General features: G+C 70.0%; 22 protein-coding genes and 1 tRNA gene. 11 read left to right on the top strand and 12 right to left on the bottom strand.

Features of this window, described 5'->3' with window-relative positions:
* Positions 1-9 precede the first annotated feature (9 nt).
* Positions 10-870, top strand: a complete 861-nt coding sequence (locus ACX80L_RS17005; RefSeq protein ID WP_459269518.1) for a DsbA family protein — start codon at positions 10-12, stop codon at positions 868-870.
* A gap of 92 nt (positions 871-962) precedes the next feature.
* Positions 963-1039 (top strand) — tRNA-Thr (locus tag ACX80L_RS17000).
* 137 nt (positions 1040-1176) lie between these two features.
* Here the strand turns inward: ACX80L_RS17000 and rsgA are convergent.
* The 4 genes from rsgA to ACX80L_RS16980 form a co-directional block, all read right to left on the bottom strand.
* On the bottom strand, positions 1177-2232 hold the full coding sequence (rsgA, locus tag ACX80L_RS16995; RefSeq protein WP_459291219.1) for a ribosome small subunit-dependent GTPase A: 1056 nt from the start codon (positions 2230-2232) through the stop codon (positions 1177-1179).
* 194 nt (positions 2233-2426) lie between these two features.
* Positions 2427-2627 (bottom strand): hypothetical protein, encoded by a 201-nt coding sequence (locus ACX80L_RS16990; protein WP_133083135.1) that lies wholly within the window; start codon positions 2625-2627, stop codon positions 2427-2429.
* Between the two features lie 118 nt (positions 2628-2745).
* The gene (locus tag ACX80L_RS16985) at positions 2746-4077 is read right to left on the bottom strand and encodes a multidrug effflux MFS transporter (RefSeq protein ID WP_459291217.1); all 1332 of its coding nucleotides are present in this window, start codon (positions 4075-4077) and stop codon (positions 2746-2748) included.
* Between the two features lie 94 nt (positions 4078-4171).
* Entirely contained in the window at positions 4172-4675 is a 504-nt protein-coding gene (locus ACX80L_RS16980) for a YfcE family phosphodiesterase (RefSeq protein WP_133083136.1), read from the bottom strand.
* A gap of 106 nt (positions 4676-4781) precedes the next feature.
* Between ACX80L_RS16980 and ACX80L_RS16975 the strand changes: the two genes are divergently transcribed.
* The 4 genes from ACX80L_RS16975 to ACX80L_RS16960 all read left to right on the top strand — a co-directional run bounded on the left by ACX80L_RS16975 (position 4782) and on the right by ACX80L_RS16960 (position 6751).
* Complete coding sequence (locus ACX80L_RS16975) at positions 4782-4973, top strand: hypothetical protein (protein WP_459291215.1); 192 nt, start codon at positions 4782-4784, stop codon at positions 4971-4973.
* 44 nt (positions 4974-5017) lie between these two features.
* Positions 5018-5398, top strand: coding sequence for an SPFH domain-containing protein (locus ACX80L_RS16970; protein ID WP_133083138.1), 381 nt, complete (start codon positions 5018-5020; stop codon positions 5396-5398).
* A gap of 37 nt (positions 5399-5435) precedes the next feature.
* Positions 5436-6341, top strand: a complete 906-nt coding sequence (locus tag ACX80L_RS16965; RefSeq protein WP_459291213.1) for an SDR family oxidoreductase — start codon at positions 5436-5438, stop codon at positions 6339-6341.
* A gap of 137 nt (positions 6342-6478) precedes the next feature.
* A complete protein-coding gene (locus tag ACX80L_RS16960) occupies positions 6479-6751 on the top strand; it encodes a hypothetical protein (RefSeq protein WP_133083140.1) in 273 nt (90 codons plus the stop codon).
* Between the two features lie 30 nt (positions 6752-6781).
* Here the strand turns inward: ACX80L_RS16960 and ACX80L_RS16955 are convergent, their stop codons facing one another.
* The 3 genes from ACX80L_RS16955 to ACX80L_RS16945 all read right to left on the bottom strand — a co-directional run bounded on the left by ACX80L_RS16955 (position 6782) and on the right by ACX80L_RS16945 (position 11527).
* Complete coding sequence (locus tag ACX80L_RS16955; protein ID WP_459291211.1) at positions 6782-8443, bottom strand: catalase; 1662 nt, start codon at positions 8441-8443, stop codon at positions 6782-6784.
* 141 nt (positions 8444-8584) lie between these two features.
* Positions 8585-10369, bottom strand: a complete 1785-nt coding sequence (locus tag ACX80L_RS16950; RefSeq protein WP_459291209.1) for a thiamine pyrophosphate-requiring protein — start codon at positions 10367-10369, stop codon at positions 8585-8587.
* A gap of 3 nt (positions 10370-10372) precedes the next feature.
* Positions 10373-11527: a baeRF2 domain-containing protein gene (locus tag ACX80L_RS16945; protein ID WP_459291207.1), complete on the bottom strand. Its 1155-nt coding sequence runs from the start codon at positions 11525-11527 to the stop codon at positions 10373-10375.
* A 170-nt stretch (positions 11528-11697) separates the two neighbouring features.
* On the opposite strand from ACX80L_RS16945, the gene ACX80L_RS16940 reads away from it, so the two are divergent.
* Positions 11698-11907: a hypothetical protein gene (locus tag ACX80L_RS16940; protein WP_133083144.1), complete on the top strand. Its 210-nt coding sequence runs from the start codon at positions 11698-11700 to the stop codon at positions 11905-11907.
* A gap of 51 nt (positions 11908-11958) precedes the next feature.
* On the opposite strand, the gene ACX80L_RS16935 is transcribed toward ACX80L_RS16940, so the two are convergent.
* Positions 11959-12108, bottom strand: a complete 150-nt coding sequence (locus ACX80L_RS16935; protein ID WP_459291206.1) for a hypothetical protein — start codon at positions 12106-12108, stop codon at positions 11959-11961.
* A 126-nt stretch (positions 12109-12234) separates the two neighbouring features.
* Between ACX80L_RS16935 and ACX80L_RS16930 the strand changes: the two genes are divergently transcribed.
* Positions 12235-12753: a hypothetical protein gene (locus ACX80L_RS16930; protein ID WP_459291204.1), complete on the top strand. Its 519-nt coding sequence runs from the start codon at positions 12235-12237 to the stop codon at positions 12751-12753.
* 28 nt (positions 12754-12781) lie between these two features.
* Here ACX80L_RS16930 and ACX80L_RS16925 read toward each other — a convergent pair whose 3' ends face one another.
* The gene (locus ACX80L_RS16925) at positions 12782-13873 is read right to left on the bottom strand and encodes an alkene reductase (RefSeq protein ID WP_459267350.1); all 1092 of its coding nucleotides are present in this window, start codon (positions 13871-13873) and stop codon (positions 12782-12784) included.
* A gap of 174 nt (positions 13874-14047) precedes the next feature.
* Here ACX80L_RS16925 and ACX80L_RS16920 point away from each other — a divergent pair, with 174 nt between their 5' ends.
* Entirely contained in the window at positions 14048-15541 is a 1494-nt protein-coding gene (locus ACX80L_RS16920; protein ID WP_459291202.1) for an MFS transporter, read from the top strand.
* Between the two features lie 39 nt (positions 15542-15580).
* On the opposite strand, the gene ACX80L_RS16915 is transcribed toward ACX80L_RS16920, so the two are convergent.
* The 3 genes from ACX80L_RS16915 to ACX80L_RS16905 all read right to left on the bottom strand — a co-directional run bounded on the left by ACX80L_RS16915 (position 15581) and on the right by ACX80L_RS16905 (position 18025).
* Positions 15581-16048, bottom strand: a complete 468-nt coding sequence (locus ACX80L_RS16915) for a hypothetical protein (protein ID WP_133083148.1) — start codon at positions 16046-16048, stop codon at positions 15581-15583.
* 106 nt (positions 16049-16154) lie between these two features.
* Positions 16155-17000: an NAD-dependent epimerase/dehydratase family protein gene (locus ACX80L_RS16910; RefSeq protein WP_208741843.1), complete on the bottom strand. Its 846-nt coding sequence runs from the start codon at positions 16998-17000 to the stop codon at positions 16155-16157.
* A 20-nt stretch (positions 17001-17020) separates the two neighbouring features.
* Positions 17021-18025, bottom strand: a complete 1005-nt coding sequence (locus tag ACX80L_RS16905) for an aldo/keto reductase (RefSeq protein ID WP_133083149.1) — start codon at positions 18023-18025, stop codon at positions 17021-17023.
* A 113-nt stretch (positions 18026-18138) separates the two neighbouring features.
* On the opposite strand from ACX80L_RS16905, the gene ACX80L_RS16900 reads away from it, so the two are divergent.
* Entirely contained in the window at positions 18139-19179 is a 1041-nt protein-coding gene (locus ACX80L_RS16900; protein WP_459291200.1) for a lipid II:glycine glycyltransferase FemX, read from the top strand.
* Between the two features lie 2 nt (positions 19180-19181).
* The gene (locus ACX80L_RS16895; RefSeq protein WP_208739906.1) at positions 19182-20255 is read left to right on the top strand and encodes a lipid II:glycine glycyltransferase FemX; all 1074 of its coding nucleotides are present in this window, start codon (positions 19182-19184) and stop codon (positions 20253-20255) included.
* The last annotated feature ends 21 nt before the right edge of the window (positions 20256-20276 follow it).

Genomic DNA, 20276 nt, shown 5'->3' with positions numbered 1-20276 from the left:
AGAGGACTGATGGCACCCGCACCCGCACGCAAACCGACCAAAGCCGAACGCGCCGCCGCCGGCCGTGAACGCGAGCGCCTGGCGCGCGAGGAGCAGCAGCGCAAGGACCGCCGGAACGGGTTCCTCGCTCGGTGGGGGGTCGTGGTGGCAGCCCTCGTCGTCGTCGCGGTCATCGCCTTCGTGGTGGTCGACACCGTGCGAGGACGGGTCCCCGATGCCGGGCCGGCACCACAGGGTGGCAATGCCCAGGGTGGCATCACGCTCCTGTCGAGCACGGACACGGCGCCGACGGGGACCGACGCGGTCGACGTCGCGACCCTGCCCGGGGAGCCCGCCGCCGAGGGGACGGTGCCGGAGGGCATCACCTCCGTCACCAACGGCCCCTTGCAGGTGGTGGCCTACGTCGACGTCAACTGCGTGCACTGCGCGGACTTCGAGGCGCGGCACTCCGAGCAGATCCTCTCGTGGCTGGACGGCGGCGAGATCACCTTCGAGTACCGGACCGTGGCCTACCTCGACCGCACCAGCAGCACCGAGTACTCCTCCCGCGCTGCGAACGCCGTCGCCTGTGTGGCCGATTCCGCGCCCGAGGTGTACTTCGACGTCAACCAGCGGCTGTTCGCGCACTACGAGCAGGGGGAGCTCGACGATGACGGCCTCGTGGCGCTCGCCGCGGATGCCGGCGCGGGGGACATCTCGTCCTGCGTCGAGGACGGTACCTTCCGGCCCTGGGTGAAGTACACGACCGAGGCAGCACAGGCCGCGGCGGTCGGCGGAACGCCCACCGTGTACGTGAACGGTGAGGTGGTGCCGAACGCCGTCGAGGATCTCGAGACGGCGGTCCAGGCGCAGTTGGATGCGCGCGGCTGATTTCCCGCGGTGCCGGGGCTGGGCTACCCTTATTGAGCGCTGGCGTCACCTCCCCCTCGGGAGGGCGGCGGCGCCGCTGGCCAGGTCAGCACGCCTCCTTAGCTCAGTTGGCCAGAGCACCGCTCTTGTAAAGCGGGGGTCGTCGGTTCGAATCCGACAGGGGGCTCCATCCGAACCCTCCTGACCAGCAGAACCCCCGGCAGGAGGGTTCTGCCATGTCAGAGCTGCCCGTCTCGGCAGCCGGCTGCAGCCGCGCATGCCTGACGGCGTCCTCGGCGCGCTTCGTACAGTTCGACGGCGTCCCGCTCAGCGATCGTCCGCAGGCCGGTTCCGGTCGTCCTTCCCCATCCCCGCATCGCGGGTCGGCCGATGGGACGACGTCGTGCGTCGCCGTTGCTCCGCGACGCTCTGCCTTCGGTGGAGGCTCGCGAGTTCTCGCTCCATCTTCCGGTAGCTGAGCCAGCGCCGTTCCTCTGGCAGGCCCGACCCGATGGCCGCGTGCACGGCGCAGCCCGGTTCGCGGTCGTGGGCGCAGTCCCGGAAACGGCAGTCGGGGAAGAGCGCCTCGATGTCCCCGAACACCTCCGACAGCCCGTCCTCGGCGTCCCACAGGGCGAACCCCCGGAGTCCCGGCGTGTCCATCACGACGGCGCCGTCGCCGAGAGGAACCAGCTCCCGCGCCGTCGTCGTGTGCCTGCCCCGGCCGTCGCCGGCCCGCACCGCTCCCGTGTCCTGCCGGTCCTCGCCGGTGAGCGCGTTGATCAGGCTCGACTTCCCGGCGCCGGACGGCCCGAGAAGGGCGAGTGTCTGCCCTGTGCCGATCCGCCCGCGCAGCTCCTCGAGACCGTCGGCTGCCTCCGCCGACGTCGTGAGTACCTCCACGCCGCGCACGCGGGCGATCGTCTCGGCGACGACGTCGTCGAACCGGGTGCTCAGATCGGCCTTCGTGAGGATGACGATCGGCACGGCACCCGAGTCCCAGGCCGCGACGAGGGTCCGTTCGAGTCGATTGGTCGACAGCGGCCGGTCGAGGGGGACGACGACGCCGACCAGGTCGATGTTGGCGCCGAGGACCTGGGCCTGGGACGAGGGGTCGAAGGCGCGCTTGCGCTGCAGGGTGGACCAGCGGGGCAGGGCACACACGACGGCCGGGGACCCGCCGTCGTCCCGCACCCCGACCCAGTCGCCGGTGACGAATCCGCCGTCGCCGTCGAGGTGGAGGAGACCCTGCGGCCGGGCGAGCAGGACGCGGCCGCGATCGGCCCGGATGACCCGGGCCGGCAGTGTGCCGGCTGTGGGTGCGAAGGAGGAGAAGAGACCGTCGACGCGGTCGGTGAAGCCGTACTGCACGAGAGTGTCCAACGTAGGTCCTCTGCTGAGGGCCTCCCACGGGCGCGGCTAGTGCGGGAGAGGGAGGGAGGCGGGGCGGATCAGGGCGGCGCACTGCGCAACGTCAGGGACCATGACTCCACCTCCTCCTACGGATCGCGGCTCGGGGAACCGGCGGACCCCCATGCTAGTCCTGTCCGTGGTGGTGGGACCAGGACCGGAGACGATCAGGCGGAGGTCTTGTCCGCCTTCGCCGCGGCCCTGCGCTCGGCCCTGCGCCTCTCCCGGGCCAGATCACGCCGGAACTTCTCGTCGTCGACCGCGGCGTTCCGGCTCATCCCCATCACCCACACGACGATGAGGACCACCGCGAGCAACCAGACGACGATCCCGGCGCCGAGGAGGAGGGCGATCTGCAGGACTGTCATGGCACTCCTCTCGTCATGGGCGGCCGCGAACACAGGTGCTCCATTGTCCCAGAGTGCGGGCGGTGTGTCAGGTACTGCTCCCGCGTCGGGGTCCGAACGCCCCGTGGACGTGTCGGTGTCAGCCGCGCTGGTCGGGGCCCTGGGCCTCCACCTGTTCCGCCTCGCGCTCCTCGGTGCCGGCGGCCGAGGTGGTCGGTCCCGGTTCCATGCCGTCGCGCTCGCGCCAGCCGCCCGTGCGGTAGGCCGGCGTCCCGACGGCAAGGACCATCAGGGTGAGTGACACGGCGACGAGCATCACGCACACCATGGCCACCGAGTCGCCGCCGAGGAGACCGACGAACGGGCTGACGAGTCCCGCCACCCCGGACTGGAGTGAGCCGATGACGGCGGCGGCGGTGCCGGCCATGTGCCCGTAGTTGTGCAGTGCGAGGACCGAGGCGTTCGCGGGGATCATGCCCTGCGTCCCCAGGACGAGCCACAGGCCGGCGACGAGTCCGACGATTCCGCCGAAGCCGGTGAGCGCGATGGCCAGGAGGACGAGGGCGCAGACCATCTGCACGATCACGGCGATCCTGAGGACCCGGATCGGTGCGGCGCGGCGCACGAGGGCCGCATTGAGCTGGGCCGAACCGACGATCGCCGCGCCGTTGAGCGCGAACACCGCGGCGAACTGTCCCTGGTCGAGGCCGTACTCGTCCTGGAAGACGAAGGGGGAGCCGACGACGTAGCTCATGATCACGGCGAGCCCGAGGCCGGGAATCACCGCGAGGGCCATGAAGTGCCGGTCGCGGAGCAGGGCCGCGTAACCCCCGGCGACCTGTCGCGGGTTGCCCGGGCGCCGCTGGTCCCGCGGCAGCGACTCCGGCATGAACCTCCAGACGATCAGGACGAGGAAGAGCCCGATCAGCGCGAGCGCGTAGAACACGGCCCTCCACTGCCACGCACCGGAGATGGCCTGCCCGACGGTCGGCGCGAAGAGCGGCGCCACTCCGATGACGAGCATCAGCCGGGACAGCAGCCTGGCCGCGTCCGAGCCCACGAAGCGGTCGCGGATGACGGCGATGGCCACGACCGACGCGGCGGCATTGAAGAAGCCCTGGCAGACGCGCAGCCCGATCAGCGTCTCGATGTCGGGTGTGATGGAGCACAGGACGGACGTCACGACGTGCAGTGAGATGCCGATGAGGAGCGGCAGGCGCCGTCCGAACCGGTCGGAGAACGGTCCGATGACGAGCTGGCCCACGCCGGCCCCGATCAGCATGCCGGACATCGTGAACTGCGCTGCGGCCTGCGTCGTCCCGAGGTCCTCCGCCACGACGGGCAGGGACGGGAGGTACATGTCGGTGGTGATCGCCGGCAGCGCGGCGAGGGCGCCGAGCATCAGTATCCACTTGATGCTCGAGCGCCGTGTCGGAATGGTCCCGGTTCCTGCCGTCCTCGCTGTGCTCACCCTGAAACCCTAGGCGGATCGTTGACCGACCGAACAGGTCTTTGGGGAAGGCTCTTCATCGGATGCTCCTTCTGGACAGGGATCGTGTCCGGGGCTAGCGCGCCGGCAGCCGGTGCAGTTCGGCCTCGACCCCTCGTGGGTCGATGACGGCGGTCATGTAGGTGCAGAACGGCTGGCGGCGCCGGTCGGTGGGGGAGCCCGGATTGAGCAGCCTCAGCCCGGAGTCGGCGGAGGTGTCCCACGGGATGTGGCTGTGGCCGAACACCAGGACGTCGACGTCGGGGTAGAGCGCAGCCATGCGTGCTTCGCGCCCCTGCTTCTGGCCCGTCTCGTGCACGACGGCGAGGCGTACGCCGTCGAGCTCCGCCCTCGCGACCAGGGGCAGCCGCGCCCGGAGGCCGTCGCCGTCGTTGTTGCCGTAGCAGGCGATCAGGTGGTCGGCGCGGGACTCCAGTTCGTCCAGCAGGGCTTCCTCGGTCCAGTCCCCGGCGTGCACGACGACGTCGGAGGACTCCACGGCGGCCCACACCTCCGCGGGGAGCTCCTTCGCGCGCTTGGGCAGGTGCGTGTCGGCCAGCAGCGTCAGGGTGAGGGGCATGCAGCCATTGTCGGTCGTCACCCCGTACCAGTGACAAGTGAAGGGCCCTGTGCCATGCTTTCGTAAGCACGCTTACTAATGATGCGGGACCCGCGAGGAGGCAGCAATGCAGATCGACAAGTCGCAGATCATCGAACTGTTGAAGAGCCAGGGCAAGGACGACCACGCCGACCAGGCAGGGTCCGAACTCCCGGACCGGGTGGATCCGGAGCAGCACGCGGACCTCCTCGCGCGGCTCGGCATCACCCCGAAGGATCTGCTGGGCAAGATCCCCGGCCTCGGCGGCTTCGGCGGTTAGACACCCCGGCGCATGGGCGCCACCAACGAGTGAAGGAGCCGGTCATGGATACGAGTCAAGTGGTGTGGATCGTCGTCGGGGTCGTCGTCCTCCTGGCCGTCATCGCCCTGGTGGCACTGCTGCTCCGCAAGCGCGGCACCGCCCAGCGGGAGCGCCGGCAGGAAGAGGACCGCCACCGGGCCGCCGAGATGCGCGAGCAGGCGAAGAACACGGAACTCGAGGCACGCGAGCGTGAGGCGAAGGCGACGATGGCCGAAGCCGAGGCGCAGCGTGCCGAGATCGAGGCCGAGCGGCTTCGCCGACAGGCCCAGGAGAGGCAGACGGATGCGCAGGGGCTTCGTGAGAAGGTGACGCACCACCATCAGGAGGCCGACTCGATCGATCCCGACATCCCGAAGGACGGCGATCCGCGACAGGGCCGGTGATGATCGGCCGGTCGGGACAGGCACGATGACTGCCACGGTGACTGACACGGTGACCGTGGTCATCACGGGTGCGTCGAGCGGTATCGGCCGGGCGACGGCGCGACTGTTCGCGGCGGACGGAGCCCGGCTCGTCCTCGCCGGGCGCGACGCGCGGACGCTGGAAACGGTGGCCGCCGAGTGCCGCGGCAGGGGGGCCGCGGTGATCGTCGTGCCCACGGACGTCGGCACCGAGGACGACGTCGACCGCCTCGCCGACGCCGCCGTCCGCACGTTCGGCGGTATCGACGTCTGGGTGGGCAACGCCTCGCTGTACAGCTTCGGCACCTTCGAGCAGACGCCATCGGAGGTCTTCGACCGGATCATCGACGTCAACCTCCTGGGCCAGGTGTACGGGGCGCGTGCAGCCCTGCGGGTCTTCCGCACCCAGGGCCGGGGGGTCCTGGTGTCCGTCGCGTCGGTCTACTCGAGAATCACCTCGCCACTCGTCGGCCCCTATGTCACCAGCAAGTTCGGGCTCCTCGGTTTCCTGGAGGTGCTCCGGATGGAGCTGAGGGACGCGCCCGGGATCCACGTCTGCGCCGTCCTGCCGGCCACGATCGACACACCCATCCACCAGCATGCGGCGAACTACACCGGTCATCCCGTCCGCCCGCTACCGCCGGTCACGGACCCGGTCCGGGTGGCCCGGGCGATCGTCCGCGTCTCGCGCCGTCCCCGCCGCCTGGTGCAGGTGGGCCGGATCCAGTCGGCATTCGTCTACGCCCGGGCGCTGGCACCGGCCGTGTACGAGCCGGTGGTCGCCCGCGCCTACCGCACGCTCGCGGTGAAGAAGGGCTCGGCGGCGGCAGCGCCGGGCAACCTGTTCGAGCCGGACCGGACGCTCACCGGTGTCACGGGCGGCTGGCGGCTCCTGTCGTGGGTCCGGCGCACTCCGGGCGGCTGATGCCGGTGTGGGCAGCGGCCTGCCGGGCCGGCGGGCACGGTTGCCGCACAGCATGCCCCCCCGGGGCGCTGTCAATGTGAGGGACACGACGTTCGCCCGCGAGCGTCGCGCCACGGGCGCACCTCCATAGTTGAGGTATGAATCAATGGCAGGGCCTCCTGGCGCAGTGCGCCCGGGGTATGGGGTTCGATCGCGGGCGCAGACGGGCGGCCTACGCGCTCGCGGGAGTCGGGGTCTTCTGGGCTGTGGGGCTGCTCGGCGGTCTGCGGATCCTGCACACCGCGTCGTCGCCCATGACCACGCTCGTCCTCCTGTACGTGATGCTCGCCGTCGTCGCGCTGTCCCTGGTGGTGGCGGCAGCAGCCGTGGCCGAGCTCGGGCGGCAGGCCGCCGAGAGGCGCCGGCGCTAGGCACCGACGCCTCCCCGCCGCGGGGGCCGGCTAGCGGGTGACGACGACGTGCTCGTTCGGCACGCAGTGCGTCATCGTCAGGCCCTCGACATCCCGCGGACCGTTGCTGCCCAGGTTCTTCAGGCGCTCCAGCTCCTCCTCGGACAGGGTCTGGCTGGCGAGCGGCGGCAGGTCCTTCACGTCGGCCAGGCCGACCCCGAGTCCCTCGCCGACGCGGGCCCCGAGTTCGTCGTCGACCAGGTAGAAGTGCCAGACCATGCGCTCCTGCACCGCACGGGCCGCCTGCCCGATCAGCGTCACGAAGTTGGCGATGAGATCGTCCTTCTCCCACTGCTCGAGCAGCTGGTACCGCTGGCCCGCCTGCAGGTAGTCCTGGGTGAGCGGGATGCGCTGGCGGGTCAGGCGCCCGGAGATCTCCGGGCCCTGCTCGTCATGCGTGGGGTACTCGCCCTCCCGGAGGCCCCCGGTGATCGACGGCTCGTAGTTCACGTGCGGGTTCTGCCCCGGAGCGAGGTCGGTGCCGTAGGACATCTGGCCGCCGCGCTGGTTGGTGTGGACGGGGGCGTTCTTGGCGGAGTTCACGGGCAGCTGCAGGTAGTTCGGGCCCACCCGGTAGCGCTGCGTGTCGCTGTAGCTGAACGTGCGTCCCACGAGCATCTTGTCGTCGGAGAAGTCCAGTCCGTCCACGAGCACGCCCGTGCCGAAGGAGATCTGCTCGTTCTCGTTGTGGTGGTCGGTGACGTTCCGGTTGAGCGTCATGGTCCCCACGAGCTTCGGCTCGAAGTCCTGTTCCGGCCAGGTCTTCGTGTCGTCGAGCGGATCGAAGTCGAGTTCGGGGTGGTCGCGGTCGTCCATCAGCTGCACGTACAGGTCCCACTGCGGGTGGTCACCGCGCTCGATGGCCTCGTAGAGGTCCCTCGAGGCATGACCCAGGTCCGTCGCCTGGATGTTCGCGGCGTCCTCCTCGGTGAGGCTCCTCACCCCCTGCCGCGGCTGCCAGGTGTATTTGACCAGCTTGGTGTCACCGTCCGCGTTGACCCACTTGTAGGTGTTCACCCCGAAGCCCTGCATGGAGCGGTAGTCGGCCGGGATGCCGCGTGGGCTGAAGAGATTCACGAGCATGTGCATGGACTCGGGCGTCTGCGACATGAAGTCGAAGATGCGCGCCGGGTCCTGCCGGAAGGTGATGGGATCCGGTTTCAGCGAGTGGATGACGTCGGGGAACTTGATGGCGTCGCGGATGAAGAACACGGCGAGGTTGTTGCCCACGAGGTCCCAGTTGCCGTCCTCGGTGTAGAACTTGACGGCGAAACCGCGCGGATCGCGGGCCGCCTCGGACGAGTCCCTGCCGCCGATGACGGTCGAGAAGCGGATGGCGACGTCGGTCTTCTTGCCGGGCTCGGAGAACAGCTTCGCGCGCGTGTACGCGGCGATGGGCTCGTCGCCCCACATCCCCGTCGCCTCGAACTCGCCGAACGCGACGAACCCGCGGGCATGGACCACGCGTTCGGGGATGCGCTCGCGGTCGAAGTGGCTGATCTTCTCGAGGAACTGGTAGTTCTCCAGGGTCGCCGGGCCCCGGGCCCCGACCGTGCGGGAATTCTGGTTGTCGTAGACCTGGTGGCCCTGGCGGTTGGTCAGTACTGCGCGGTCATCGCCCTCGGCGGGCGGCTGGCTGGCGACATCGGTCATGGGGTTCTCCTCACAGCGGCCTCTGGTTCCCTGCGGCGACGAGGGTCGGCAGCGCCCCGCACCGGATTTCGACGCTACCGAAGGCCGGGACGGGCGGCAACCACCGTATCGGCCTGGCCGTATCGCTTCCCATGGGCGGTGTTAGGCCCCTTCAGGTCCCTGCTCGATCTCGGCGTACCGCTGCAGCAGGGCGGCTGCCCCGCTCTCCGGTTCGCCGGCCAGAGCGGTCCGCATCGGGTCCAGCTTGGCCTCTCCGGCAGGGAAGGGCGGGAGGAGGGGTACGTCCGGGTCCGTGACGACATCGAGCACGAAGGGCCGGTCGGCAGCGAATGCCCGCCGCCACGCGTCGGCGAGGGACTCCGGATCCGCCACCCTCACGCCGTCGAGCCCGAGCAGGCGCGCATGCGCCGCGAAATCGACGTCGGGCAGGGCCTGGCTGTCCTCGAAGCGGGGTTCGCCCTCCATCTCCCGCTGCTCCCAGCTGACCTCTGCGAGGTCGCGGTTGGACAGGACGCACACCACGAAGCGGGGATCCGGCCAGCTGCGCCAGAGCTTCGCGACGGTCACGAGTTCCGCGAGACCCGCCATCTGCATGGCGCCGTCACCGGCGAGCACGACGACGGGGCGCCGGGGGTGGGCGAGCTTCGCGGCGATCCCGTAGGGGACCCCGGCACCCATGCAGCCGAGCGTGCTGGACAGGTGGGCGGGCACCCCGCGGGGCAGCCGGAGCTGCCGTGCGTACCAGTAGACGCAGCTCCCGACGTCGACCGCGACCTGCGCGTCGCCCGGCAGCACGGCGTCGAGTTCGTGCACCACGCGCTCCGGGTTCACGGGACGGGCCGGCACCAGGGCCCGTTCCGTGGCGATCCGGTGCCATCGGCGCACCTGCTCCTCGACCTCCCGGCGCCAGCTGTGGTCCTGCTGGCCGTGCAGCAGCACCAGCAGGGCGGTCAGGGTCTCCGCCGCGTCACCGTTCAGTGCGACCTCGACGGGGTAGCGGTTGCCGATGGCTTTCGGGTCGATGTCGATCTGGACGGCACGGGCCTGGCCCGGCGCGGGGTAGTACTCGGTCCAGGGGTCGTTCGATCCGATGATGAGCAGGGTGTCGCAGCTGCCCAGGAGGTGGGCGCTCGCCGTGGTCCCGAGGTGCCCCATGGTGCCGGTGGCGTGGGGCAGCGATTCATCGACGTAGGGCTTGCCGAGCAGGCTCGTGGTGATGCCCGCCCCCAGCCGCTCGGTGACGGCGAGGACCTCCTGCTGGGCATGGGCAGCGCCCTGCCCCACGAGCACCGCGATCTTCCGGCCGGCGTTCAGGACGGCCGCCGCGTCATGCAGGTCCGTCTCCCGGGGCGACACGCAGCCCATGGACCACACGGGCGACGACGGCACCACGCCGTGCTCGTGGGGTGTCCTGGGAGCTGGAGCCTGCTGGACGTCGTGCGGGAGGATGACGACGGCGGGCGACCGCGTCGCGAGAGCTGTCTTGAAGGCGCGGTCGAGGACCATGGGCAGCTGCTCGGGGCCAGCCACCTGCTGACGGAACTCGGAGGCCACGTCCTTGAACAGGCTGAGGAGGTCGATCTCCTGCTGGTACGCAGACCCGAGCACCGTCTGGCTCTGCTGCCCGACGAGCGCTACGACGGGCACACTGTCCATCCGCGCGTCGTACAGTCCGTTGAGGAGGTGGACCGCGCCCGGCCCCTGGGTGGCGGTGACGACCCCGACCCCGCCCGTGTACTTGGCGTGTGCCACGGCCATGAAGGCGGCAGCCTCCTCATGGCGCGCCTGCACGAAGGCCGGACCCCCTGCCCGCCGCAGTGCACCGAGCAGGGGGTTGATGCCGTCACCGCTGTAGCCGAAGATCCGGTCCACACGCCATGCGGTGAGGTGGCGGACGAGGAAGTCGGCCGCCGTGTCCTCCGCCACCGGCTAGACCGCTGCCGGCACTTCGGGGCCGGTGGGCCAGCGGAGGAGGGCGGCGATCGGCTTCTCCTCGAGGGCGCCGGACGGATACATGGTGACCTGGGCGTCCGTGAGTGCGGCAGCGCGCAGCAGCGCGGCCACGGCGGGCACGTGGCCGAGCACGCCGGCACCGGCGGTCTCGGCCTCCGACGCCGCGACCCATGGCGCTGCATCGAGGGCCAGGAGGGTCTCGCCGTCCCAGGCCGTGGTCTCGAGGAGCAGGGATTCCACCTGCGCCTGCTGCAGGGCGGTGATGACGGCTCCGCGACCGATGGCGGAGGTCCTCGTGCCCTGGCCTTCCTTCTCGGCCAGACGCTCCAGGAGGGTGTGCTGCCGGTCGGCCAGCGTGAGCGCCACGAGCTGCTGGACCTGCTCGAGGAACGTCTCCTCGTCCGCGCCGTCGGCGCGCGTGTTGCTCTCGATGATGCTCAGCTTGGCCCGGGACTCCTGCGACACCTCGTCATGGACCAGCTGCCGCGCGCGGATGTCACCCGCCACGATGATAAGCTGCGCGTCGTGCTTGGCAGCGATGCGGTCGATCTCTGATGCGACCTCGCGGGAGTTCATCTTCCAGACCTTCTCGGCATGCTGCTGCATGCGCCTGTGCGCCCAGCCGCCGCTCCCGAGCTTGCGGGTGTGGTCGGTGTCCCCCTCGACCGTCGTGTCCGGTCCGCCCGCCATGAGGTGGGCCTCATCGCCGTCGGCATACCGCAGGTACACCTCACCGCCGTGGTGCCCGACTTCGGCCACGATATAGGCGAAGTCCTCGGGCGTGTGCCGGACGAGGGGAGTCAGGTCGGGGATCGGGCCGGTCGCGGTCACGGTCAGGCCCACCAGGTTCCCGGGGAGGAACTCGTTGACCACGGCCTGTCCGTCGTTCACGAGGAGGTAGCGCGTCACCGGGTCGGGCAGGCCCTTCGCGGTGGTGCCGAGCGCGGCGACCGCCGCCTCCACGTCCTGTTCCGGAGCACCGGCGTCCTTCATCTCCTGGGCGACGCTGCGGGGGAGGATCTCGTCGTTGGCCAGGCCGTCCACGGTACCGGTGCTGCCCTCCACATAGATGGTGGTCCATGGGCCGGGCCGTTCGAACAGATGGGCGTGGTCTTTGAGTACGTGCGTCACGAAGATCCCCTGTCATGTCGGTGGTTCGTCCGGCGCGAGTGTCAGCGCCGGAATACTAAGGACACTTATGGTCTATCACCCGGGGCTGGTTGCTGAGAAGGACCGATTGGTCTGCCCCCGGGCTTGAAAAACGCTCGGCACGCGTGGGCGGCGGCGGGTAGCGTGGGTGCATGCTCACAGTTCCCGAGAATTTCCCACCCGCCTACGTCAGCTATCTCGAAGCCCAGGACGAGGGCTTCGCCGAGACGGTGCTGATGGTCATGAAGCAGTCCGTCGCGGAGGGCAAGCACGGCATCCTGATCAGCAACCAGGCTCTCGACCGGGGAGCCGAGACGTCGAAGGAGATCCCCTTCGGCGAGGTCGTCGAGGGCACGCGCTGACCGGAGGTCGGTAGCGCCCTCCCTGGCGCGGTCCGGAACGGGTCCTGGTCGCTACTTCCCGGAGCTGTACTGGTCCTCGGAGTCCGCTCCCTCGGCCGGATCCTCGGGGTGCACCCGGATGTCCTCCGGGTTCGCGTCCGAGTCGCCCTCGGCGGGGGCCTCGTTGTGGATGCGGTCGTCGTCGCTGGGATTCTCTGACATGCACTCGTCCTTTCGGTTCCAGGGAAGGTAAGTCCCCTTACTGTCAGTCTACGGATCGGGCGCCGCGAGCATAACCCCGGTACCCGGCACGTGACGCGGCGTCGTCAGCATGCTTACGATCGGGTGGTGCACGAAGAGAAGGGCAGCGCCCTCCGACCCCAGGACCGACCGAGGGCCATCGCCTGCTCGGCCCTGGCCGGCCTGCTCGCACTGGGTCTGGGCCTCGGCGCCCACCTGGTGTCCGGCGGCGCCATGCCGAGCGCGGCGATCCTCTGCGGGCTTGCAGCGCTCGCCGTGCTCGTCGCCGCCATCGCAGCGCAGGCGCGGCTGCCCGGATGGGCGGTGCTGCTGCTGCTCGGCGTGTCCCAGCAACTCCTGCACTGGCTCCTCGGCGGGCTCGCGGGCGCCGTGGACACCTCGGGGGTACCCGCGCCCGGGCAGGGCCCGCATCACGACGGGAACGCGCCGGTAGGGGTGGAAGGCGCACCGGGGCACTCGCCCGAGGTCATGCTGATGCTCCATGCGCACCTTGCGGCCGCGCTGCTGGTGGGCTGGGCCGTGGCCCGATACCCGCGCAGGGCGGAGTCCGTGGCGCGCCGGCGACGGCAGGGATCCGCGACGGAAGAAGGCGCCCCCGTCGCCTGACGGGAGCGCCTTCCGGCGGTGCTGGTGGTCAGTTGGCGTCGGCGGAACCGTCGTAGAACGGGTAGTCCGTGTAGCCCTCGGCGCCGGTGGAGTAGAACGTCGCCGGATCCGGTTCGTTCTCCGGCAGGTTCTCCTGCCAGCGGCGAGCGAGATCGGGGTTCGCGATGGCGGGACGGCCGACGACGACCGCGTCCCCCACCCCGTCCTCGAGGATGGCGATGGCCTCCTCGCGGTTGGTGATGACGCCGAAGCCGCTGTTGATCAGGACGGGGCCACCGAAACGCGAGCGGAGGTCCTGGATGAGAGCACCCGTGGGCTCGGCGTGCAGGACGCTGAGGTAGGCGAGTCCGAGCGGCGCGAGGGCGTCGACGAGTGCCCCGTAGGTCGCATGGACATCGGCGGCCTCGGTCTCGAGGGCGTCCTGGATGTTGTGGGCGGGCGAGATCCGCAGGCCCACCTTCTCCGCGCCGACCTCCGCCGCGACGGCGGTGACGAGTTCGATCACGAACTGTGCCCGCTTCTCGGCGGACCCGCCGTAGGCGTCCTCGCGCCGGTTCGACTCGGGGGAGAGGAACTCGTGCAGCAGGTAGCCGTTGGCTCCGTGCAGTTCGACGCCGTCGAACCCGGCGACGTCGATCGCCTTCCGTGAGGCCGTGACGAATTCCCCGATGATGCCCGGGAGTTCCTCGGTGGTGAGTGCATGCGGCACGGGGTAGGGCTGCTTCCCCGTGCTGGTCCGGGTCGTCCCCTCGATGGCGATGGCGCTCGGAGCCACGACCTCGTAGCCGCCGTTCGTGTCGGGGTGCGTCACGCGCCCCGCGTGCATCACCTGTGCCACGATGCGGCCGCCGTCGGCGTGCACCGCGTCCGTCACGCGCTTCCAGCCGGCGAGCTGCTCGGCCCCGACCAGGCCGGGCTGACCGGGGAAGCCCTGCCCGGCATGGCTGGGGTAGGTCCCCTCACTGACGATGAGTCCGAGGGACGCGCGCTGCCGGTAGTGCTCCACGACGAGGTCGCCGGGGATGCCGGCGTTCCCCGAACGGACGCGCGTGAGCGGCGCCATCACCACGCGGTTGGGGAGTTCCAGCGTGCCGAGCGTGAGGGGGGAGAACAGTTTCATGTGTTCCTACTTTCCGGTTCAGGATCCTACTGTTCGGTAACCCGGGACTCCCGGGGGCTATTCCGTCTGTGGTCGGCGTCACCACCCGGCGGACGGGCGATGGCGCAGACCCGGCGACGGTGCCACACTGTGCGTGGTCCCGCGGCACGGCGGGGCGTGGACGGGCGGTGGTGCATGAGCGGGATCCGGATGGGTACGTCGTCGGGGCGCTGGGTCCTGTCCGCCACCGTCCTGGGTTCCGGGATCGTCGGGATCGACGCGACCGTCGTCAATGTGGCACTGCCGACCATCGGGCGGGACCTCGGTACGGATTTCGCGGCCCTGCAGTGGATCGTCACGGGCTACACCCTGACGCTCGCCTCCTTCATCCTGCTCGGCGGCTCGCTGGGTGACCGATTCGGGCGGCGGCGCGTCCTCCTCGTCGGTGTCGCCTGGTTCGCCGCCGCGTCGCTGCTGTGCGGGCTCGCTCCGGATGCCGGCCTGCTCGTCGCGGCGCGGGCGCTCCAGGGGATCGGCGGTGCCCTGCTGACGCCGGGCAGCCTCGCCATCCTCCAGGCGACGTTCTCGGGGGAGGACCGCGCGAGGGCCATCGGTGCCTGGTCCGGGCTGGGCGGTGTCGCCACCGCCATCGGGCCCTTCCTCGGGGGCTGGCTGGTGGAGGCCGTCTCGTGGCGGTGGGTCTTCCTCATCAATGTCCCGGTCGCCGTCGTCGTCGCCTGGATCACCCTGAAGCACGTCCCGGAGTCGCACGACACCGACGTCGAAGGGCGGCTCGACGTCGCGGGCGCGGTCCTCGGAGCGACCGCGCTCGCCGGGACCACCTATGCGCTGATCGAGGCGCCCGCGCAGGGCATGGGCGCGCCCGCCGTCCTCGGGGCAGGCGTCGTCGGGCTGGCCGCGGCCGGAGCCTTCCTCCTGGTCGAAGCACGCATCAGCCATCCGATGCTTCCGCCTGCCATCTTCGGGAACCGGCAGTTCAGCGCCGCCAACGCCGTGACGTTCCTGATCTATGCGGTGTTCGGCGGCGTCTTCTTCCTGCTCGTCGTCCATCTCCAGGTCGTGGCGGGTTTCAGTCCCCTCGCATCCGGTACGGCGATGCTCCCCATCACGGCGCTCATGCTCGTGCTGTCCCCGCGCGCGGGAGCCTTGGGGGCGCGGATCGGTCCGAGGATCCCGATGGCGCTCGGGCCGCTCATCTGCGCCGGATCGCTCCTCCTCATGCTGCGGATCGGCCCGCAGGCGTCCTACGTCGCCGACGTGCTGCCACCGGTGATCGTGCTCGGTCTCGGGCTGTCGCTGCTTGTCGCGCCCCTGACGTCGACGGCCCTGTCCGCCGTCCCGGAACGCCAGGCGGGGCTGGCCTCCGGTGTCAACAATGCGGTGGCCCGCGCTGCGGGGCTCCTCGCGATCGCCGTCCTGCCGTCCGCTGCGGGCCTGACCGGGGACGCCTACAACGATCCCGAGGCCTTCTCCGCCGGGTTCGGCACAGCATGCGCCATCGGTGCCGTGGTGCTCGTGCTCGGTGGCGTCCTGGCGGCGGTCACCATCAGGAATCCGGCCGTGCCGGAGGCCGACCACCCCTCACACTGTGCGGTCGACGGCACACCGGCCGCTCCGGGCGCCCTGCACCAGGCGTACGACGGGAAGGGCGGCCGGACCCGGACATGACGAAGCCCCGGGTGGCAGCCCGGGGCCCATCAGGAGGCGCTACTTGACGTCCTGCTCGTCCATGGCGCTCAGGGGCGAGCCGCCCCGGTTCGCGGGGTCGTCGCTCGCGTCGACGTCGTCGTCCTCCATCATGCCGAAGTCGACGTCCGCCGCTGCCTCGCCGAGCATGGGCTCCTCGGGCGGATACTGCTCCTCACCGTGCTCGTACCGGGCCTCGGCCGTCTCCTCGCGGAGCGTCTGGTCGCTGAGGTAGCCCTCCTCACCGATCGCGGAGACGCCGTTCTCATCGAAGTCGTTCTCGTCGTCGCCGCTCTCGGTCGTGCCGGGCTCGTCCTGCAGGAGGGGGTCCTCCTGCCAGCGGTCGGGGTTGTTCTCCGCCGCACCCTCGTAGTCGTCCGGCTGTCCCTCGAGGACCGGGTCGAAGGCCTCGGGAGCGAGCGAATCGTTCGGCGTCTCGGGCTCCTCGCCCACGATGGTCAGTTCCTCATCGGGAAGGTTCTCGGTCATCTTCTCTGCCTTTCGTCGGTGCTGCGCATCCTTCGATCATCAGCCTACTGATGATCCGGTCCGGGCGACAGTCGGCTCCGCCGCCCGGACCCGATGCGGTGTCCCGCTAGACTCCGTCGCGCCAGCTGTGCCGGGGTTCGAAGCCCAGAACGCGGCGGGCCTTGTCGATCGACAGCAGCGTCCCGTGACCGCCGACCTCCCGCAGCACCTCGACGCCGGGGAACACCTCCGCCGCCAGATCGGCGCTCGTCCTGTCCATGACGGTGTCCGCGGCAGCGATGATGAAGCGGTCGAAGCCCGGCGCCGCGTGCTCCAGCGCCCTCAGCACCGCCTGGGCGCCGTCGCGGCCGTCGATGTACCCCCACAGGTTCCACTTGCGGGCCGTGGGGTCCGCGTCGAAGGACGGGAATTCGGCATAGTCCTCCGGGTCCATCACGTTCGAGAACCGGAGGGCCGTGATGCTCAGGTGCGGGTCCCAGCGGGCCAGCTCCGTGGCCAGTTGCTCCTCGAGGTGCTTGACCAGCGAATAGGTGCTCTCCGGCCGCGCCGGATACTCCTCGTCCACGGGGAGATACGGGGGAGGCGTGTCGAAGGGCAGCCCGAGCACGGTCTCACTGGACGCGTAGACGATCCGCTTGATGCCGGCCCGTCGGCACGCCTGGAAGACGTTGTACGTGGCGGTCATGTTGTTGTGGAACGTCTCGGCGTCCGCCTGAAGCCCCGGCGCCGGGATGGCCCCGAGGTGCACGACGGCGTCGAATCCGGAGTGCCGGTCCTCCACCCCGAGGAGCGCGTCGACCACCTGCCCGTAGTCCCGCAGGTCGATCCGCAGGAACCCGGGGCCGCGCTCGCCGTGCTGGTCCAGTTCCAGGACGCTGTGGCCCGCGTCGCGGAGGCCCCGCACCACGCTCCGGCCGAGCTTGCCGCTCGAGCCGGTGACCGCGACGTTCAGCGACGTCGTCGTCTCCGCCATCAGACCGGCCGGGTCTCGGGGGAGACGGTCTTGGCGACGTCGGTCTCCGCGAGGCCGCCGATCGCGTCGTCGATCGCTTTCAGGACGTCGTCCTCGAGCTTCACCCCGGCGGCGACGGCGTTCGATTCCACCTGCTCCGGGCGGGACGCCCCGATGATCGCCGAGGCCACGTTCGGATTCTGCAGCACCCACGCGATCGCGAGCTGCGCCATCGTGAGGCCCACGCCGTCGGCGATGGGTGCGAGCTTCTGCACGCCGGTCAGGACGTCGTCGCTCATCCAGCGCTTGATCATGTCGGCGCCGCCCTTGTCGTCCGAGGCGCGGGTGCCCTGCTCGGGCTGCTGGCCGGGCTTGTACTTGCCCGTCAGTACGCCCTGGGCCACGGGGGACCAGACGATCTGCGAGAGCCCCAGTTCCTCCGACGTGGGGACGACCTCGCCCTCGATGACCCGCCAGAGCATGGAGTACTGCGGCTGGTTGGAGATCAGCTGGAAGCCGAGCTCCTTCGCGAGGGCGGAACCGTCGCGGATCTGCTGGGCCGTCCACTCGCTGACGCCGATGTAGAGGGCCTTGCCCTGCCGGACGATGTCGGCGAACGCCTGCATCGTCTCCTCGAGGGGCGTCTCGTGGTCGTAGCGATGTGCCTGGTAGAGGTCCACGTAGTCGGTCTGCAGGCGCTGGAGCGAGCCGTCGATCGACTCCATGATGTGCTTGCGCGACAGTCCGACGTCGTTGTGCCCCTTGGGGCCCGTGGGCCCCCAGACCTTCGTGAAGATCTCGAGCGACTGGCGCCGCTCACCCTTCAGGGCTTCGCCGAGGACGGTCTCGGCCGCCGTGTTCGCGTACACGTCCGCCGTGTCGAAGGTGGTGATGCCGACGTCGAGTGCTGCCCGCACGCACTGCGTCGCGACGTCGTTCTCGATCTGCGAGCCGTGCGTGAGCCAGTTGCCGTAGGTGATTTCCGAGATCTTGAAGCCGCTGTTTCCGAGGTATCTGAAGTCCATATCGCGATGCTAGCCGGGCCGGGCGCTCCAGCGATAGGTCACCCAGGCAACGATCAAGGGGCTGGCGCTGCTGCTTTGGAGGGGATTCCGGCCCTGCCGTAGACTCGATCATCATGACCATTCGCTTCGCAACGCCCGACGAGATCGCCCGGTGGAACAGCATCATCAGCGAGAATCCGGACGGCGGGAACGTGATGCAGGGGCGGGAATTCGCCGAGCAGAAGCGAGCGACCGGATGGGCACCGGTGTACCTGGTGGCCGACGGCGTCGCGCTCACCGTGCTGCAGAAGACCGTCCTTCCCGTCGGCCGCTACTGGTACGTACCGAAGGGACCCGGGACCGGGGATGCTGCCGCGCTCGTCGCACTGCTCCCGGGGCTGAGGACCTTCGCCGCCGGCAAGGGGGTCTTCGGTGTCAAGGTCGACCCCGAGCTCCCCTCCGACCCCGCCGTGGCAGGGGCGCTCGAGGCCGCGGGGCTGGTCCGGGTCGCCGATGTCCAGCCCAACGTGTCGACGGTGGTCCTCGACATCTCGGGGGACCTGGAGGCCATCGAGGCGTCGTTCGGTTCGAAGACCCGCTACAACATCCGCGCGGCCCGCAAGGCCGGCGTCGAGACCCGCGTGGTGGAGGTCGACGACGAGAACTGCACGATCTTCTACCGGCTCCTCGCCGAGACGGCCGAGGGCAGTTTCTCCATCCGCAGCGAGGAGTACTACACCGGTTTCTGGCAGCGCCACGCACGCGCGCAGGCAGGAGCCTTCCTGTTCGCGTTCGTCGACGGCGAGGTGGTGTCGGCCGACTTCATCATGGTCCTCGGCGCCAAGGCCAGCCGCAAGGACGCCGCGAGCACCCGCAAGCGCACGGTCCGCGGTGCCAGCGCCCTCCTCGAGGTGGCCGCCATCGAATGGCTCAAGGCCCGGGGTGTCACGGAGTACGACCTCTGTGGAGCACCGCCGTCCAGCGAGGCGAAGAACAAGGACCACGAGCACTACGGCATCGGCATGTTCAAGACGGGGTTCAACCCGGCGATCACGGACTTCGTGGGGACGTTCGACCTGCCCGTGAAGCCACTGCAGCACAGGGCCTGGCTGAGGATCGGGGAGCGGGCCGCCCTGAAGGTCCACCGGATGCGACACCACGAAAGCTGGTACTGAGGATGGCGCCCTTCACGGCACGCGCAGCCACCGCCGACGAGGTGGCGCGCTGGGACGAGCTCGTCCCGGCCAACCCGCTCGGCGGTAACGTGCTCCAGTCCGGTCCCTTCAGCCGTGTGAAGGTGCGCCAGGGCTGGCAGCCTATCCACCTCGCCGTCGAATCGCAGGACTACACGAGCTACGTGATCGCCTACCAGCGCAGCATCCCCGTGCTCGGCGCGCTGTGGTACCTCATCAAGGGCCCCGACACGGCCCGTCCGGAGGATGTCCCCCCGTTCGTCGACGCCGTCGTCGCCCACGCGAGGCGCCGGCCGGGGCGGGTCTTCGCCGTGAAGATCGAGCCCGACTTCCCCGACACCGAGGAATTGCGCGCCCTCTTCGCCGGAGCGGGGCTCGTGAAGACCTTCAACATCCAGGCCAACGACAGCACGGCGATCCTCGACCTCACACCGGACGAGAACCAGCTCCTGAGGAACCTCTCCTCCCGGGGCCGCAACGCCGTCCGCCGTGCCATCCGCGACGGCGTCCGTGCCCAGCCCGTCGAGGCCGGCGAGGACACCTACCGGACCATGTACGCCCTCATGGGACAGGCTCAGCAGGGCCGGCTGTCCGCCGTTCCACGCCCCTACGAGTACTACCGGGGGTTCTGGCAGGAGTTCGTGGACGCCGGGATGGGCCGCTTCTACTTCGTGTACGAGGACGGCAAGCCGTCGGTGGGCGCCTTCGTGATCCTCTACGGCCGGAAGGCCACGTACAAGGACGGCGGCTCGCTGCCCAAGCGCAACCAGTACGGCGATTCGCACCTCGTCCAGTGGGAGGCGATCCTCGACATGAAGCGGCTCGGAGCCCGCGAATACGATTTCTGCGGCACTCCGCCGGCCGATCGGCTGAAGGACAAGGACCATCCGCAGTACGGCCTCGGGATGTTCAAGACGAGCTTCACGAAGACTGTGACGGACTTCGCAGGATGCTACGACGCCGTCGTCCGCCCCCGCACGTATCGTGTGTGGCATGCGGTGGGCGAGCGCGTGGCACGGCAGATCCATTGGCGCCGTCACCGGCAGCCCTTCTACTAGGCCTTCCCAGGCCACCGACCG

This window comes from Arthrobacter sp. MDT1-48-3, assembly GCF_054511015.1.
The sequence above is the reverse complement of the archived record's forward strand: the minus strand, read 5'-3'. Positions and strand labels throughout refer to the sequence as shown.

What these genes read in the sequence shown, in the direction of transcription:
- ACX80L_RS17005 (WP_459269518.1), top strand. Translation starts at nt 10, where the DNA reads ATGGCACCCGCACCCGCACGCAAACCGACCAAAGCCGAACGCGCCGCC.
- ACX80L_RS16990 (WP_133083135.1), bottom strand. Translation starts at nt 2,627, where the DNA reads ATGACAGTCCTGCAGATCGCCCTCCTCCTCGGCGCCGGGATCGTCGTC.
- ACX80L_RS16980 (WP_133083136.1), bottom strand. Translation starts at nt 4,675, where the DNA reads ATGCCCCTCACCCTGACGCTGCTGGCCGACACGCACCTGCCCAAGCGC.
- ACX80L_RS16975 (WP_459291215.1), top strand. Translation starts at nt 4,782, where the DNA reads ATGCAGATCGACAAGTCGCAGATCATCGAACTGTTGAAGAGCCAGGGC.
- ACX80L_RS16970 (WP_133083138.1), top strand. Translation starts at nt 5,018, where the DNA reads ATGGATACGAGTCAAGTGGTGTGGATCGTCGTCGGGGTCGTCGTCCTC.
- ACX80L_RS16960 (WP_133083140.1), top strand. Translation starts at nt 6,479, where the DNA reads ATGAATCAATGGCAGGGCCTCCTGGCGCAGTGCGCCCGGGGTATGGGG.
- ACX80L_RS16955 (WP_459291211.1), bottom strand. Translation starts at nt 8,443, where the DNA reads ATGACCGATGTCGCCAGCCAGCCGCCCGCCGAGGGCGATGACCGCGCA.
- ACX80L_RS16940 (WP_133083144.1), top strand. Translation starts at nt 11,698, where the DNA reads ATGCTCACAGTTCCCGAGAATTTCCCACCCGCCTACGTCAGCTATCTC.
- ACX80L_RS16935 (WP_459291206.1), bottom strand. Translation starts at nt 12,108, where the DNA reads ATGTCAGAGAATCCCAGCGACGACGACCGCATCCACAACGAGGCCCCC.
- ACX80L_RS16925 (WP_459267350.1), bottom strand. Translation starts at nt 13,873, where the DNA reads ATGAAACTGTTCTCCCCCCTCACGCTCGGCACGCTGGAACTCCCCAAC.
- ACX80L_RS16920 (WP_459291202.1), top strand. Translation starts at nt 14,048, where the DNA reads ATGAGCGGGATCCGGATGGGTACGTCGTCGGGGCGCTGGGTCCTGTCC.
- ACX80L_RS16915 (WP_133083148.1), bottom strand. Translation starts at nt 16,048, where the DNA reads ATGACCGAGAACCTTCCCGATGAGGAACTGACCATCGTGGGCGAGGAG.
- ACX80L_RS16905 (WP_133083149.1), bottom strand. Translation starts at nt 18,025, where the DNA reads ATGGACTTCAGATACCTCGGAAACAGCGGCTTCAAGATCTCGGAAATC.
- ACX80L_RS16900 (WP_459291200.1), top strand. Translation starts at nt 18,139, where the DNA reads ATGACCATTCGCTTCGCAACGCCCGACGAGATCGCCCGGTGGAACAGC.
- ACX80L_RS16895 (WP_208739906.1), top strand. Translation starts at nt 19,182, where the DNA reads ATGGCGCCCTTCACGGCACGCGCAGCCACCGCCGACGAGGTGGCGCGC.